The organism is Chryseobacterium rhizosphaerae, from assembly GCF_003385455.1.
Lineage (GTDB): Bacteria > Bacteroidota > Bacteroidia > Flavobacteriales > Weeksellaceae > Chryseobacterium > Chryseobacterium rhizosphaerae.
The window spans coordinates 1-14,539 of the sequence record NZ_QNUF01000028.1 but is presented as its reverse complement, the minus strand read 5'-3'; the positions used below and the strand labels follow the sequence as shown (position 1 = coordinate 14,539).

14 protein-coding genes and 3 tRNA genes are annotated in these 14,539 nt (G+C 35.0%); 3 read left to right on the top strand and 14 right to left on the bottom strand.

Annotated features, from left to right (window positions below):
* Positions 1-11: 11 nt before the first annotated feature.
* The 9 genes from DRF57_RS19175 to DRF57_RS19135 form a co-directional block, all read right to left on the bottom strand.
* Positions 12-272, bottom strand: a complete 261-nt coding sequence (locus tag DRF57_RS19175) for a SemiSWEET transporter (RefSeq protein ID WP_115920293.1) — start codon at positions 270-272, stop codon at positions 12-14.
* Positions 273-330: 58 nt separating this feature from the next.
* On the bottom strand, positions 331-1,362 hold the full coding sequence (locus DRF57_RS19170) for an NAD(P)/FAD-dependent oxidoreductase (RefSeq protein WP_115920291.1): 1,032 nt from the start codon (positions 1,360-1,362) through the stop codon (positions 331-333).
* Between the two features lie 54 nt (positions 1,363-1,416).
* Entirely contained in the window at positions 1,417-2,355 is a 939-nt protein-coding gene (gene porN, locus DRF57_RS19165; RefSeq protein WP_047489230.1) for a type IX secretion system ring subunit PorN/GldN, read from the bottom strand.
* Between the two features lie 20 nt (positions 2,356-2,375).
* Positions 2,376-3,965 (bottom strand): type IX secretion system motor protein PorM/GldM, encoded by a 1,590-nt coding sequence (gene porM, locus DRF57_RS19160; RefSeq protein WP_115920289.1) that lies wholly within the window; start codon positions 3,963-3,965, stop codon positions 2,376-2,378.
* A gap of 50 nt (positions 3,966-4,015) precedes the next feature.
* Positions 4,016-4,714: a type IX secretion system motor protein PorL/GldL gene (gene porL / locus DRF57_RS19155; RefSeq protein ID WP_047489234.1), complete on the bottom strand. Its 699-nt coding sequence runs from the start codon at positions 4,712-4,714 to the stop codon at positions 4,016-4,018.
* Between the two features lie 54 nt (positions 4,715-4,768).
* Entirely contained in the window at positions 4,769-6,190 is a 1,422-nt protein-coding gene (gene porK, locus DRF57_RS19150; protein WP_047489237.1) for a T9SS ring complex lipoprotein PorK/GldK, read from the bottom strand.
* 108 nt (positions 6,191-6,298) lie between these two features.
* Positions 6,299-8,152: a glutamine--fructose-6-phosphate transaminase (isomerizing) gene (gene glmS / locus DRF57_RS19145; RefSeq protein WP_047489243.1), complete on the bottom strand. Its 1,854-nt coding sequence runs from the start codon at positions 8,150-8,152 to the stop codon at positions 6,299-6,301.
* 34 nt (positions 8,153-8,186) lie between these two features.
* Positions 8,187-9,815 carry a DUF4270 family protein gene (locus DRF57_RS19140; protein ID WP_115920285.1) on the bottom strand — a complete coding sequence of 543 codons (1,629 nt, stop codon included), beginning with the start codon at positions 9,813-9,815 and terminating at the stop codon, positions 8,187-8,189.
* 14 nt (positions 9,816-9,829) lie between these two features.
* A complete protein-coding gene (locus DRF57_RS19135) occupies positions 9,830-10,600 on the bottom strand; it encodes a glycogen/starch synthase (protein WP_047489246.1) in 771 nt (256 codons plus the stop codon).
* A gap of 172 nt (positions 10,601-10,772) precedes the next feature.
* Between DRF57_RS19135 and panC the strand changes: the two genes are divergently transcribed.
* Entirely contained in the window at positions 10,773-11,621 is an 849-nt protein-coding gene (panC, locus tag DRF57_RS19130; protein WP_047489249.1) for a pantoate--beta-alanine ligase, read from the top strand.
* 53 nt (positions 11,622-11,674) lie between these two features.
* Here panC and DRF57_RS19125 read toward each other — a convergent pair whose 3' ends face one another.
* The 4 genes from DRF57_RS19125 to DRF57_RS19110 form a co-directional block, all read right to left on the bottom strand.
* Positions 11,675-12,013 carry a hypothetical protein gene (locus DRF57_RS19125; RefSeq protein ID WP_047489252.1) on the bottom strand — a complete coding sequence of 113 codons (339 nt, stop codon included), beginning with the start codon at positions 12,011-12,013 and terminating at the stop codon, positions 11,675-11,677.
* A gap of 115 nt (positions 12,014-12,128) precedes the next feature.
* Positions 12,129-12,201: transfer RNA gene (locus DRF57_RS19120), tRNA-Lys, on the bottom strand.
* A gap of 53 nt (positions 12,202-12,254) precedes the next feature.
* Positions 12,255-12,337, bottom strand: a tRNA-Leu gene (locus DRF57_RS19115).
* A 38-nt stretch (positions 12,338-12,375) separates the two neighbouring features.
* A tRNA-Lys gene (locus DRF57_RS19110) sits at positions 12,376-12,448 on the bottom strand.
* 114 nt (positions 12,449-12,562) lie between these two features.
* On the opposite strand from DRF57_RS19110, the gene DRF57_RS19105 reads away from it, so the two are divergent.
* Positions 12,563-13,078 (top strand): shikimate kinase, encoded by a 516-nt coding sequence (locus DRF57_RS19105; RefSeq protein ID WP_047489542.1) that lies wholly within the window; start codon positions 12,563-12,565, stop codon positions 13,076-13,078.
* 14 nt (positions 13,079-13,092) lie between these two features.
* Here DRF57_RS19105 and DRF57_RS19100 read toward each other — a convergent pair whose 3' ends face one another.
* Positions 13,093-13,530 (bottom strand): RNA-binding S4 domain-containing protein, encoded by a 438-nt coding sequence (locus DRF57_RS19100; RefSeq protein WP_115920283.1) that lies wholly within the window; start codon positions 13,528-13,530, stop codon positions 13,093-13,095.
* A gap of 55 nt (positions 13,531-13,585) precedes the next feature.
* On the opposite strand from DRF57_RS19100, the gene DRF57_RS19095 reads away from it, so the two are divergent.
* On the top strand, positions 13,586-14,329 hold the full coding sequence (locus DRF57_RS19095; RefSeq protein ID WP_115920281.1) for a hypothetical protein: 744 nt from the start codon (positions 13,586-13,588) through the stop codon (positions 14,327-14,329).
* The last annotated feature ends 210 nt before the right edge of the window (positions 14,330-14,539 follow it).

The window sequence follows — 14,539 nt, the reverse complement described above, 5'->3', positions numbered from 1 at the left end:
AGCGTCTTTTTTTATCCTTTCTTGTTGTATATTATATAACAGATTAAAAGACTTATATTGACCAAAACTGCAAATGAATTGGAAATAATAATGGGCAATTCATCCTTTATAAAACCATACCACACCCAGAGAGAAAGTCCAGAAATAAGAACAAGAAGCATAAGAAGAGAAATATCTTCCACATTCTTTTCCTTGATCACTTTTATAAGCTGAGGAATCATTGAAACAGAGGTTAAAATCCCTGCAATAATTCCTAGTATATTTTCATTCATGGTTCTGTTTTTTCTGTTGATAAGAATTAAAGAATGTCAGGATCAAGAAAAATTCTGATTATTTGAACCTATCTGCAGAAACTTCTTCATGAAGAGGAATATCATTCTCGATAAAATCATAAAGGTTTTTTGAAAAATAACATCCATTCAGAATTCCCCTTGCCCCCATACCATTAAAGACATATAAGTTTTTTAATGACTCATGTCTGCCAATGATAGGTCTTCTGTCCTTTACTGTCGGGCGGAAACCAAAATGAACTTCTTCCACTTCGAAATCATGGGAATAAAATTCTGAGAGACCATTTACCAACTGTTTTACCGCAGATTCATCTATATGATGATGCAGCTGTTCTCTATCATATGTTCCACCATAGAAATGCAGCCCGTTTCCAACAGGAAATAAAAAATGTTTCTTTTTGATGGTGATATCCGGCACAGCTTCGGAAAGTTTTACTTTAATGTGATGTCCTTTATTTGGAATGACAGCAACTTCTGAAAAATAAGGATTTTCCTTCACCCCCATTCCTTCACAGAAAACAATATTTTTAAAAGTAAAATCCCGATAAGAAGATTCAGAAGGATTCAGTTTCTCATACTCAAATTTTTCTTTTACCAAAAGGTCATTTTTTTCAAAATATTTAAATAAACCCGCAAAAAATCCATTAACATTCAGTCTGGCTGACTGAGACACCTTTCCGCTGAGAAAATCGTTTTTTACCCCATTTAAAGACTCAAAATTTTTAGTAAGAAAACCTGATAAGTCTTCATTTTCTGATTTCTTCAGCCATAGTTTCTGTTCATTTTCATCATGAAAAATTCTATGGATAGATTTTTCTACCAAATAATTTTCTCCTGTATATGATTCTATTTCCTCCAGCGTATTTTTAAGGAAATCAATCTGTTCCTGAGCTTTCCAGAAGGTCGTAAACTTCTTAAGAACAACAGGATTAATGATACCGGCTGAGATTTGAGAAGCACTTTTCCTTCCTTCCGAGAATATTACAAAGGACTTATTATTTTTAATTAGCTGGTGAGCGAAGAAAAGTCCTGCATATCCATCCCCCACTATAATATAATCTACATTTCTCATAATAAAAAAACCTGAGTAAAAGTACTCAGGTTTTCTATAAATATCAAGTGAAATTTAGTAATTCCACATATCATTTTCCATTTCAAGGATCTGCGTCTTGATTCTGTCACTTTCATCTAGCTGATCATCAGCATCTCTAGGGATATAGTCCTTAATAGTACCATCTCCTAAACCAGCTGAAGATTTGTAGATTACAGAAGAGAACCTTCTCGCATTGATAATATCATCAAAAGATAAATCAGCTGAAGAGTTTTTTCTGTTGAAAACATAATTGTTTGCTAAGATATCTCTTGCATTAGGATAGAAGATCCAGAATAGATCGATAAGCTCGTCATTGCTCGCAAGCGGCTTACCATCAGGACCTATTACTCCCTGTACTGCCGGGTCAGGACCCATAGCTGCAATACCAAGAGGTCTGTATTTCATCTGTCCGTCTCTCTTATCGATGAACCACATACCCATAATTTTAAGAACTTTTACTTTATCAGTAGTCGTTTCAATAATATCGGTATATTCTTTTTTCTCCTGCTCAGTTAACTGTCTTCCAGAGTTCAGGATATCGATCGCTGCATCACTGATTTTCACATTAACCAATCTTTTCTTAATGGCTTCCGGAGTAAGTTTATCTACAAAATTTTCGTCGTTGTAAACCTGCTCAATTTTACCACTTAAAGCGGCATCAAGCAACAATTTATATAAAGATCTTGTAGGTGTAGAAAGCAATCCATCCGGATTATCATAATAGAACGGCTGATTGATCTTATCGTTCATATCAATGATTTCCCAAACAAACATACTCTTAAGAATATCTTTATCTTCTACAAAACCATATTCAAGAGGTTTTACTGTTTTATCAATAATTGTATCACCGACTTTCTGTTTATTCTCCTCTCTCATCTTTCTAAACTCTTCTGGAGAAGAAGCGTTCAGAATAGTCTGGGACAAAGCAAATCCCGAAACTAATACTAAAAGGGTGCTAATATATTTTTTCATAATAAATTACAATTTTAGTCCTATTGAACATTAATTAATATAGGAGTAATGTTTTTAATCTGTTGCCCTTCTAAACCTTGAGCTGTTGCTTTAATATCAAATATTGAAAATACATCTCCTGATCTTAAGTTTCTAACTAATCCAGCTGCTTCACCTAAAGAATTTCCATGGATCAGCAATGCTGCTTTTCCAGGTACTCTTACCATAAACTGAGTTACAGTGAATGATACTGGGAAGTCAAAGTCAGGAATAGTTGCCTGTACAGTTTGGTTCGGGATAGAAGTTGCCGGCATAGACAATATATTCTGTCCTCTCATTTGCCCCTGTGGTGGCGGTACATTCTTGATTCTATATTCAAATACCTGAGATACTGATTTACCATAAGGGTCAAGACCTGACAATGTCAACTTAACTGTAGTACCAGCACCAGGTTTTACATTCCATTTACCAGGACCTGTACTTTTCACAGATGCACCCGGAGCCGATAATGAAAGTTTAGCATTGTCTGCCCCTAAGATTGATCCTGAAACAGGGTTCTCAAGTCCTCTATACATTACATTCATTTTGTCAGCAGAAAGTAATAATCCTTTTTCAAGTTTTACTTCTCTTGGTCCTGCAATTACGTTGTAAGTATGCGTCCAAGGGTAGTTTTGAGCTTTACCTGTAGCATCCGTTAATGTAATTACACCTCCTAATTTATGTTCACCAATACCAGCGCCAGAGATAGGAATAATACCTTTTCCATTCTCCAGTTTGCTTACACCTGAGATACTGATTTTATTACTGTTAGAATAGTTACCCAACATTACTTTTACTTCAGCCTGCTTACCAGCCTGGATATCCACCGGACCTGCAACAATAGCTTCATAACTTGTAAATTTAATGCTTGCATCTACTTTCTCCTGAAGTAATAACGCCAATGCATCAGACTGAACATTTCTGGCATCATTTTGGATAATCTCTAAATTGGAAATAGCTGCAATTAAAGGCTGGTGATAGAATTTATTCTGAAACCAGGTCTTATCATTTGGAGATTTTCCTTTAGGATATTCTGCAATAAGAGATTTATTAGCTCTCTCTACTAAATCTTTAAGCTGAGCATTGTTCCCAAAAGTAGCATTAATGTAGTTTCTTACATCATCAATTTTAGCTTTTAAGTCTAATGCATTCTTTGAAGGTGTATTTTCATCTCCTTCCTTAAAGAAATATTCTGTAGTTGCTTCGTTATTATTAAGTGCTGCAAAGTTCTCACTTACATCAACATCTTTTCCGTCTTTATCTTTATCATGAAACTCAGATTGCTTTTTCAGAAGATCTTTGATATCCTGAGAAGATTTCACCAACGCATCAATCTTAGTTTTCAATACTTTGTACTGTGCCCAAGGCTGTTCGTAAGTATCTGGAACTTGCTGAGCTTTAGCTTCAAGCGTCTTTTCAAAGATTTTCTCGTTCTTTCTTTCTGTTAAAGTTCTGGTTTCATTTAATGCTCTGGTAGAGTCGTAATATGATCTGATGATTTCTGCATCAATGTTTAGGGCCATCATCGCGATGAACACCAGATACATCAGGTTGATCATCTTCTGACGAGGGGTCTGTTTTCCTTGTGCCATTCTCTGTTTCTTTTTTTAGATTAAATAGTTATTTAGAAATGGTTTAGGAATTAAGACTTCATAGCAGTTAACATACCACCATAAACTCTATTTAAATTATTCAGATTAGAGGTTAAACCTTGTAGCTCTTGGTTGAATTTTTCAGATTGCTCTGCAGATTTCTGCATATCAGCAACATATTTGTTTGCGTACTCAGATTGTTTTTTACCATTCTCAAGTTGCATAGTATAAAGAGCATTCATGCTTTCCATATGCTGAGCAGCTTTATTCAACTGATCATTATATTTATGCGTAGAAGCTGATACATCTACAGTTTGGTTAATTTGATCTACAGAATTTGAAAATTTATCAATTCCTGTTCTTAATCTGTCAAATAACTGAACATCCAATTTAGCATCCTCAAGCATTTTATCTAATTTCTTAGAAAGAGAATTTTCCAATTCAGCAAATTGAGCTGCAGCATTGTTATTTCTAGAAGAAACATTAGAATGTAAAGGGTTTGGGTTAGCATGTTTATCTAATAGTTCAGGATAAACATTTTCCCATGCATAAGACTCTTCAGATTTTGGAGGGTCGAATGCAAAAATGATAAAGATAATTGCCTCTGTAATAAGCCCTACTGTAAGAGCTATATTACCATTAATGGGTCCCAAGGTAATGTGAGTAATTTTAAGCCAAGCTCCAAGAATTACAATTGCAGCACCGAATGAATAAAAGAAATTCATCCAAGCATCTTTAGTCTTAAACATATTGAGTTAGTTTTTTTATGTTAAATAAAATTGTTTTGAAAAATAATTGTCTTGTTATCTGTTAACTCTTCTTGGTTTCACAGCTGCTTCAGGAATATCCTGAACAGTTCTGAATCCGATATAGCTTCTAGCAGAATCCTTTCTTTCCCAATCTCTTGCTCCCGTCATCAATGCATATCCTATATCTTTCCAAGATCCACCTCTTACAGATTTTTTAGTATCCTTTTTATCTTTTGTAGAAGGATTTAATGTAGAAGAGAATCCATATGAAGAATTGTTATATGCAGATACTGTCCATTCAGAAACGTTTCCAGCCATATCAAACAACCCAAATCCATTTTTCTTAAATTTCTTAACTGGAGCTGTATATGTATAAGTCCCTTTTTTCTCGTCTTCCATGTAATTACCTCTCTTAGGCTTAAAGTTCGCTAAGTAGCAACCTCTGTCATCCATTAAATATGGACCTCCCCAAGGGTAAGTGGCATTTTGCATACCACCTCTTGCAGCATATTCCCATTCAATTTCTGTTGGAAGACGGAACTGCAATGGTCTTTGTTTTTTTCTTTTTAAACTTTCGTTGTAATCAGTTTTCAATTTAGATCTGAAGCTACAATAAGCTCTTGCCTGATCCCATGTTACTCCAACTACCGGGTAGTTTTTGTAAGCTTTGTGCCAGAAATATTGTTCAAATAATGGCTCATTGTAAGCAAAGTGGAAATCTTTTACCCAAACTGTAGTATCCGGATAAATCGCGATACTTTCACTTTTAAGGTAATTAACTCCTCTTTCGTTATCTGCAATTGCAGCGTCCATATCTCCCCAACGGTAAGTATATTTAAGCTTACTTACATCTAAAATTCTTTCGTTTCCAATTCTGGAAGATGCAGGCAAGTACAATGCTTCTAAAACCTCTGCATATTCTACATCCGGATATTTTGAAGTACTCCAATGTAATGGAATTTTCCAATCTAATCTTTTGCTTGCATCATAGGTTCCATCTTCACGGCCTCCCTGGCCTTCCATATATTCCTGATAAGGTGTTAAATTTTCTTCTTTTTTAGCAAGGTATGCGTAATCTCCTATGCTTGCCCCTTTACGTCCGCCTTCATCACCACCTTCTCCGGCAGCTTCAGCAAGTAAAGTTCTCGCAATAGAATCTCTTACATAATTGATAAATACCCTGTATTCTGAGTTGGTAGTTTCTGCTTCATCCATGAAGAAAGATGAAACAGTAACGGTTTTCAATGCTGTTTTTTCAGGTGTATGTGTTGGATCCTGATCTGCCAGACCAGCAACAAATGAACCTGCAGGAATTGCGACCATTCCGTATGGTCTTTCCGCAACAAATGATTTCGTTTTTTCTCTTGGTATCAATTCTCCTTTTGTTCCAGGCTTCCCTACAGAAGAGCTGCCACCACCTGAACAAGATACCGATGCTACCGATGCAGACAATAATAAAAGAAATATCCTTTTCATGTTAATTTTTATAATTAAGCCGTAAATATATAATTTTTTTAAGAAACTTTTAAGATTTTTTTTGAAATAACGGAAGAAATCTAAATTTATTTTATTTACAACAACTTTTTATTCAACAGTAACAGATTTTGCTAAGTTTCTCGGTTGATCAACGTTTGCACCTCTATAAACTGCAATATAATAAGCAAGCAACTGTAGGGGCACTGATGCAACGATTGGAGAGAAACATTCTGAAGTTTCAGGAATTTCGATCACATAATCTGACATCTCACTTACCTGACGATCTCCTTTGTTGACTACAGCGATAATTTTTCCTTTTCTTGCCTTAATTTCCTGAACATTACTTACAATTTTATCATAATGACCTTTTTTAGGTGCTATAATAACAATTGGCATGTTTTCATCGATCAACGCAATAGGGCCATGCTTCATTTCTGCTGCCGGGTATCCTTCTGCATGGATATAAGAAATTTCTTTTAATTTTAAGGCTCCTTCTAAGGCCGCAGGATAGTTGTACCCTCTTCCTAAGTATAGGAAATTAGTAGTTTCCACGAAATCTTTTGCAATTTCCTGAACCTGCTCATGGGTAGCATTTAAAACTTCTTCAATTCTCTTAGGAATAGCATCTAATTCAGCAATTAAGCTCATAAATTCAGCATTCCCCAAGTTTCCGTTATGTTTACCTAATTTAAATGCAATCAGTGTAAGAATGGTAAGCTGAGCAGTAAATGCTTTGGTAGAAGCTACCCCAATCTCAGGACCTGCATGGGTATAAGAACCTGCATCTGTAATTCTAGCAATAGACGAATCTACCACATTACATATACCATATATAAATGCACCTTTTTCTTTTGCCAGCTTTAAAGCAGCCATTGTATCTGCTGTTTCTCCAGACTGAGAAATTGCTATAACCACATCCTTATCAGTGATAATAGGATTTCTATATCTGAATTCTGAAGCATATTCTACTTCAACAGGAATTCTTGCATATTCTTCAATAAGATATTCTCCGATAAGTCCTGCATGCCAAGATGTACCACAAGCTATAATAATAATCCTGTTGGCATTTTTGAATCTTTCAACATGATCCCAGATTCCAGCCATTTTAATAACTCCTTCATCTACAAGAAGTCTCCCTCTCATTGTATCATGGATAGACTTTGGCTGTTCAAAGATTTCTTTAAGCATAAAATGCTCGTAACCTCCTTTTTCAATTTGCTCCAGGCTCAGTTTAAGCTTTTGGATTTCCGGCTCGATCTTAGAGTTTTCATTGATTGTTCTAATATCTACTCCTTTTTCAAGAGAAATGATAGCCATATGTCCTTCTTCCAGATAAATTGCTTCTTTTGTAAATTCTACAAAAGGAGAAGCATCTGAAGCAATAAAGTATTCATTTTCTCCGATTCCTATTGCTAAAGGCGAACCTAATCTTCCCACTACCAATACTCCAGGATAATCTTCATGAAGTACAGTAATTGCATAGGCTCCATATACTTCATTCAATGCATATCTCACCGCTGTTGGGAAATCAATCTCAGGATTCAGTTCCATGAAATACTGAATAAGGTTCACCAATACTTCAGTATCTGTTTCTGATTGGAAAGTATACCCTTTCTCAGTAAGCATTTTTTTAATAGTATCATAATTCTCAATGATACCATTATGTACAATAGCTATTTTTCCATTATTTGACAAATGCGGGTGTGAGTTTCTGTCACTTGGAACACCGTGAGTCGCCCAACGTGTATGTCCCATCCCAATTTTGGCTGTTCCTTTCAATTCTGCTGAAATATTCACCAAATCATCAACCTTACCTTTTGTTTTTTCTACTGAAAATTTCTTTTCAGTATTTTCTAAAACAATTCCTGCACTGTCATATCCTCTGTATTCTAATCTTCTAAGACCATTGATTACTATTTCGTAAGCGTCTTGAAAACCTGTATATCCTACTATTCCGCACATATTTATTTTGTCTAGTGTGTTGTTATTTTTTTGTTTATTTTTTTGTACCGTAAGTAACTCTTAGCTGAATTCTATTCGCACTTTTATCACTTCCGACCAATATCGTTCTGTTCATATCAAATGCTCTTGTTGTAAATGTCGGTCCAAAATAGGCTCCTGAACTTACAACTCTTGCAAATGCACCCTGATTGATAAGTAATACATTATTTTTAAACTGATACTCATTCTTATCATTAACTACTACATTATCAGCAGGACCTTCAACAATACCTTTAATGGTCTTTGTTATCACAAAGTCATAATATGCTGGTTTTTCATTGATCAGATAAAGAGGGAATCCTGCCATTAAATCTGAAGTAAAGCCTGGTGAAACAAACTCGCCGTCTTTTCCTTTATCTTTATTTACCGGAAGGAGTGAAAATCTACTGTCTCCAAATTTCGAATGTTTATTAGACCATGTTAATGGATCTACATAAATTCTGATTTTTGCACTTACAATTCCTGCTTTATCTTTTTCATATAAACTTTTAAGCTTATTAATAGCCTCTTCCGGAATTTTCACTCCTATAGAAGGCCCTCCCATTCCCTGAGCATAAAGCTTCGGATCACCAGTGGTATCATTACTTGCTGCTAATGCAGATGAAACTTGCGATCCTGTTCTATTGTAAGCATACTGACCTATGTGGACATTACCTCCTCCTAAATTAAATTTAAGTGTAGTTTGTGGTCGAGTCGTTGTACCATTATCTGTTTTATCATATTTATAGTACATCACAATCTCCATATCATTAGGCGAAAACTGGAAAAGGTATTTATCCGTTTCACTTACTGAAATCTTGATTCCTCTTAGATATCTGATAAAGTTTGCTGTATTTTGCAATTCAGGCATTCCTTTTTTATCTACAATTCTGGTTTGGAAGAAGTCTTTATCCAATTTCATTCTAAAATCATTAGTTGAATTGAATACAGCTGTATTGTCAGATTTTTTAGTCACGGCTATCGTACTTACTCTACCGTCAAATACTGCTGAACCTAATAATCCGCCCGTGCTCACATCTACATTTGAACGGGTGAAAGGTTTAGCGTTAGCATCCAGGAAAGTTGTAACCTCATGTACATTTATGGTCATAGAGTTATACTGCCCCCCTATTTTACCATATTTAAAAACAGGATATGTCTTTTTATCTATAGAAACCGGTACCGTTTCATTTCCTACCGGGAAATCACTTCTGTCATAAGCACCAGGTGCTTTTACTGAGTCTGTGATATAGTATGGTGTTTTCATCACCAGAACAACAGAGTCTACTTTTGCGTTAGGTCCGGTAAAATCGAAGTTATCGGTAGGCATTCTCAATTGTGTAATATAAGATGCTTTTTGCCCTCCAAACTGATTTTCGGTAAAAGCTCCCAGAACACCAACGGTTGTAAATCCTCCTGCAGCATTTTGTTCACTGATCAATTTAGAAGCATCACTTCTGATGGAATCATGATTATCAATATTATATGCAATAAGATCATATAATGTTTCATTACCATCTACCTGATCTTTTATAAACAGCTGTTCCCCAAGGGAATCTACATCCGGTTCACAGTTATAAAGAATGGTACTTCCGAAAATCGCCAGTAAAAGTACGGCGAATGTCTTTTTAAGATTATGAGTCATTAAAAATGTGTTTTTTAATAAAGTTGGTTTATAGAATCTACGTCAAGATACTCTGACTTTTTAGTAGCTGTTTCATTGAAAGCCTGGTCAAGGTCTTCATCAAGAAACTCATCTCCTTTTACAACTGCATCCACGTAGTTCATACTTTCGATAACAAAGCTTTTAATTGTTGGATTATCTAACGCTTTTAATCCTGAAATATTATCAAACTTCAATTTTTCATCAATCTTTTTATCCAGAGCAGCGTCTTTCTCATTATACAGAGAAAGAACAATTTTAGCGTCTTTGAAATAAGTATCTGATTCGTAATACGTTTTAAGGTAAATAGGTACAAAAGAAGACATCCATCCGTTCAGGTGGATAACATCCGGTACCCAGTTCAGCTTTTTGATGGTTTCAATAACTCCTCTTGCAAAGAAAATAGCTCTTTCGTCGTTATCCTCGAAAGGATTTTCTTCGTCGTCAAAATAGTATTGCTTTCTTTTGAAGTATTCTTCATTATCAATAAAGTAAACCTGAAGTCTTTCCCCCGGAAGAGACGCTACTTTAATAATTAAGGGCTGGTCCAGGTCATTGATAATAATATTCATTCCTGAAAGACGGATTACCTCATGAAGCTGGAATTTCCTCTCACTTATTTGTCCAAATCTTGGCATAAAAACTCTTACATCATTGCCTTCATTGTGCATCTTAAGTGCCATTTTGTTTACCACTGCAGCCATATTGGTATCTTCCTGATATGGATACATCTCTGTAGTAATGTACAGTATTTTTTGATTCGGCATAAACTTTCTATCTAATTTTTTGTAAAAATGCTTTAATGTGCAAAATTACAAAAAAACATCCAACATTATTTTAATTAACATTTTTTTACGAAAATTACCTTTTCCAAATTATTAAAAACACACTTTATTATGTGATATTTTTAGTATTTTTGAAATAGTATTAAAATAAACTATGGAAGTTATAAGAAATAGGAAAGTCCTTCAGGATTTCATTGAAAGACAGAAAGAAATGGGAAAAAGAATAGGCTTTGCTCCTACTATGGGCGCCCTTCACAAGGGTCATCTTTCTCTATATGAAGAAGCAAAAAAGGAGAATGATCTTGTTATTTCATCAATTTTTGTAAATCCCACTCAATTTAACAATCCTGAAGACCTTGAAAAGTACCCAAGGGACATTAACAGAGATATTTTAATCCTTGAAAACTCAGGGCTTGTAGATGCTGTATATATTCCTGAAATAGCAGATATTTATCCTGAAAAAGCAGAAAGCAAGCACTATGATTTTGATGGACTTGAGAATGAAATGGAAGGAAAATCACGACCAGGACATTTTGACGGAGTAGGAACCGTCGTAGAAGAACTTTTCAGACAGGTACAGCCAGACAGTGCCTATTTTGGAGAAAAAGATTTCCAGCAATTAGCCATTATTAAGAAAATGGTTGAAAAAACACATCTCCCGGTTAAAATAACAGGCGTTCCCATCTATAGAGCCGAAAACGGACTTGCACTAAGCTCAAGAAACCAAAGACTTCACGAAGACCGAAAAGAAGCTTCAAAAATCATTTATGAAACCCTGAATAAAGTAAACGACTGGTTCCGAACGGTTACCATTGCAGAAATTAAGGAAAGGGTAACAGATATTTTTGACAACCAGCAAGGAATGCATCTGGAATATTTCCTGATTGCCGATGAAAACACATTAAAAGAAACTGATTTTTTCTATAAAGACAGAAGTTTCAGAGCCTTTATCGTGGTAGTGGTAGATGGTGTAAGATTAATTGACAATATGCATTTAGATTAAAAAAAGCTATATAATATGTATGCTTTTATAGAATACAAACTCTGATGGTAACGTCAGAGTTTTTTTGATGTATTATAATAAGAACCGAATAACCAAATAATCACGGGAGAGAAAAATAATACCACAGAAAAGATTCCTACTACTACATTTTCAATACTATCATTTTTTATTCCAAGAAATAATAGACAAAGGAATTCAAAGCCCATTACAGCAGCTCCTCCTAAAACATAACCATAGGATCTGGTATCCTTAAATTTTATTTTCTCCCGATTGGATTTTATGTAGCCACAAACTACGTGATATAAAAAAATTAAAAAGAAAACTCCTGCAGACAATAATACAACAAGAATCATCCAGGCTAATTCTTCATCAATGATACTAATATCACTCATATTTCTTTTATAATTGATTATTAACAAAAAAAAATCAAAGGCCTCTTGAGGAGACCTTTGAAACACCAAATCACAAAATATTAATATGAAAAAAATTTACTTTTCAGTAAACTTGTGACCCGGCTGGGATTCGAACCCAGGACCCATACATTAAAAGTGTATTGCTCTACCAGCTGAGCTACCGAGTCGGCCACAATTAAAGTGAATTACTTCACTATTAATTATTAAATTTTCTTTGCAGTGCCTGCGACTGGACTCGAACCAGCACATCCTTAGGAAACCACCCCCTCAAGATGGCGTGTCTACCAATTTCACCACGCAGGCAATAAAATTACAAAAAATTAAGTAATTTTTATTGCTAGTGACCCGGCTGGGATTCGAACCCAGGACCCATACATTAAAAGTGTATTGCTCTACCAGCTGAGCTACCGAGTCGGTCACTTATGCATCAAGTTTCATTTAAGTAATGTCCCTTGTTTTAAGTGGTGCAAAGATATGACTTTTTTCTTTATCTCAAAACTTTTTCGCAAATTTGTTCAAAAAAAATTCATGATAATTTCACTGATTGGATACATGGGAAGTGGCAAATCTCACATTTCCAAAATATTAAGCGAAAAAATAGATTTTAAATTAATTGACCTCGATAAAGAGATCGTCAGGAGAAATAAATTAACCATTCCTGAAATATTCGAAAAAAGAGGAGAAATCTATTTTAGAAAGCTAGAAAGAGAGGCATTGGAAGAAATTCTGGCTTCTGAAGAAAACGTGGTTTTAAGCCTTGGCGGAGGGACTCCTGTTTATTATAATAATATGGAGATCATCAATCATAACTCAAAGAGTATATTTTTAAGAACATCGGTAGGAACATTGGTAGAAAGACTTTCAAAACAGAAAGAAAAAAGACCAATAATTGCTAATATTACGGATGAAGACCTTCCGGAATTCATTGCCAAGCATCTGTTTGAAAGAAATCAATTTTACAGTAAGGCACAATACAGTTTAAGTACGGATTCCAGAGAACCTGAAGACATCGTCAAGGAAATAATAGAAAAGCTCTATCTCTAGAGCTTTTTTTATTTTTAATCTTCTTTTTCGGTTTCGTCACCTGTTTCTCCAAAGAAATCATCCCAATCTGTAAAGTCTGCATCAATATCATTACCCACATATTCGTCCATTTCTCTTCTGTCTTTTTTAGTAGGTCTGCCTTCCCCTTTGTTCCTGTAATAATCCTGGGACATTTTACGAAGTTTCAGCAATTCATACTGTTCCTTATCTGTCACATCCTGTATGTGAAGGGAGACAAGCTTTGCTCCTATCCTGCTTTTAGGAATCTGAACTACCTTTATTTTATAATCAATCTGATTTTTCCGAATTTTGATAACATCTCCTTCTTTTACCTCTTTTGACGACTTTACGGCGGACGTTCCCATTGAAACCCTGTTCTTTTTAATTTCCTCTGTTGCAATACTTCTCGTCTTATAAAAACGAATGCACCATAAAAATTTATCTATTCTCATAATTTTTTATACTTTTGCCGTTATATTATTTGTAAAGTAATTAAACTTTTTTGAAATGAAAAAAATATTTTTATATATCCTTGCAGGATCTTTATGTTTTACGGCGTGTAAAAAAGATGATGTAGTAGATACCATTAATGAACCTGAAGACATTAACGTCCAAAACAGCTATGATGATCAGGCGATTAAAAAGTTTATGGATGAAAATTACCTTGATGCACAGGGAAATGTAAGAACTTTCAGTACAACAGACGCCAGTGATGATAATGAAAAGAAATTATCAGCTCTTCCTAACGAAACTTTACCATCAGGTACGGTTTTCATTACAAGACCTGATGCCCAGCCTACTAATGGAGTAGCAATTACCGAAGGAGACAGTTTACGTATCATGATGAACGCGCTGACTTTTGTAGCCACTGATAACAACGGAAGTATTGTATATGGAGCAAAAACACCTTTGACTAATTACAACACCATCAGTGAAACCGGAATTCCAGTAGTTGATCCGAAATTCTACTATATCAAAAACAACAATAAATTAATCAAAAACGCTACTACAGATATAGCAAAGCAAAAAAGCTATTATAAGATTGAAGGCTTTAATGAGGCTTTACAGAAATATAAAGCTTTTGATAAAGCGGATGGAGAAGCTTATAATCTCCAGGGGGTTATTATAGTACCGTCCAGAGCTGCTTTTGCAAGAGATCCTCATTACAATTACAGTGGGTATTCTTTCAGAAACAGGACTTTTGTCTTCAACTTCCAGGTCTATAAAAATACACCAAGGGCAGCTGATTAAGCTCGATAAAAAATAATAAATCCCCACAATGAAACATTGTGGGGATTTTATTTTATACTCTTGTCTAGTCCTGAAATATCGATACACAAAAAAAGCATCGTTATGGAAGAGCATTTAGAAACCCAGTACGTCAAGCGTACACAGCGAGATTACAATTTGAGTTTAAAGCTTCAAATTGTAAAAGAAATTGAAGCGGGAAAATCAGGAATT

What these genes read in the sequence shown, in the direction of transcription:
- DRF57_RS19175 (WP_115920293.1), bottom strand. Translation starts at nt 272, where the DNA reads ATGAATGAAAATATACTAGGAATTATTGCAGGGATTTTAACCTCTGTT.
- DRF57_RS19170 (WP_115920291.1), bottom strand. Translation starts at nt 1,362, where the DNA reads ATGAGAAATGTAGATTATATTATAGTGGGGGATGGATATGCAGGACTT.
- porN (WP_047489230.1), bottom strand. Translation starts at nt 2,355, where the DNA reads ATGAAAAAATATATTAGCACCCTTTTAGTATTAGTTTCGGGATTTGCT.
- porM (WP_115920289.1), bottom strand. Translation starts at nt 3,965, where the DNA reads ATGGCACAAGGAAAACAGACCCCTCGTCAGAAGATGATCAACCTGATG.
- porL (WP_047489234.1), bottom strand. Translation starts at nt 4,714, where the DNA reads ATGTTTAAGACTAAAGATGCTTGGATGAATTTCTTTTATTCATTCGGT.
- porK (WP_047489237.1), bottom strand. Translation starts at nt 6,190, where the DNA reads ATGAAAAGGATATTTCTTTTATTATTGTCTGCATCGGTAGCATCGGTA.
- glmS (WP_047489243.1), bottom strand. Translation starts at nt 8,152, where the DNA reads ATGTGCGGAATAGTAGGATATACAGGTTTTCAAGACGCTTACGAAATA.
- DRF57_RS19140 (WP_115920285.1), bottom strand. Translation starts at nt 9,815, where the DNA reads ATGACTCATAATCTTAAAAAGACATTCGCCGTACTTTTACTGGCGATT.
- DRF57_RS19135 (WP_047489246.1), bottom strand. Translation starts at nt 10,600, where the DNA reads ATGCCGAATCAAAAAATACTGTACATTACTACAGAGATGTATCCATAT.
- panC (WP_047489249.1), top strand. Translation starts at nt 10,773, where the DNA reads ATGGAAGTTATAAGAAATAGGAAAGTCCTTCAGGATTTCATTGAAAGA.
- DRF57_RS19125 (WP_047489252.1), bottom strand. Translation starts at nt 12,013, where the DNA reads ATGAGTGATATTAGTATCATTGATGAAGAATTAGCCTGGATGATTCTT.
- DRF57_RS19105 (WP_047489542.1), top strand. Translation starts at nt 12,563, where the DNA reads ATGATAATTTCACTGATTGGATACATGGGAAGTGGCAAATCTCACATT.
- DRF57_RS19100 (WP_115920283.1), bottom strand. Translation starts at nt 13,530, where the DNA reads ATGAGAATAGATAAATTTTTATGGTGCATTCGTTTTTATAAGACGAGA.
- DRF57_RS19095 (WP_115920281.1), top strand. Translation starts at nt 13,586, where the DNA reads ATGAAAAAAATATTTTTATATATCCTTGCAGGATCTTTATGTTTTACG.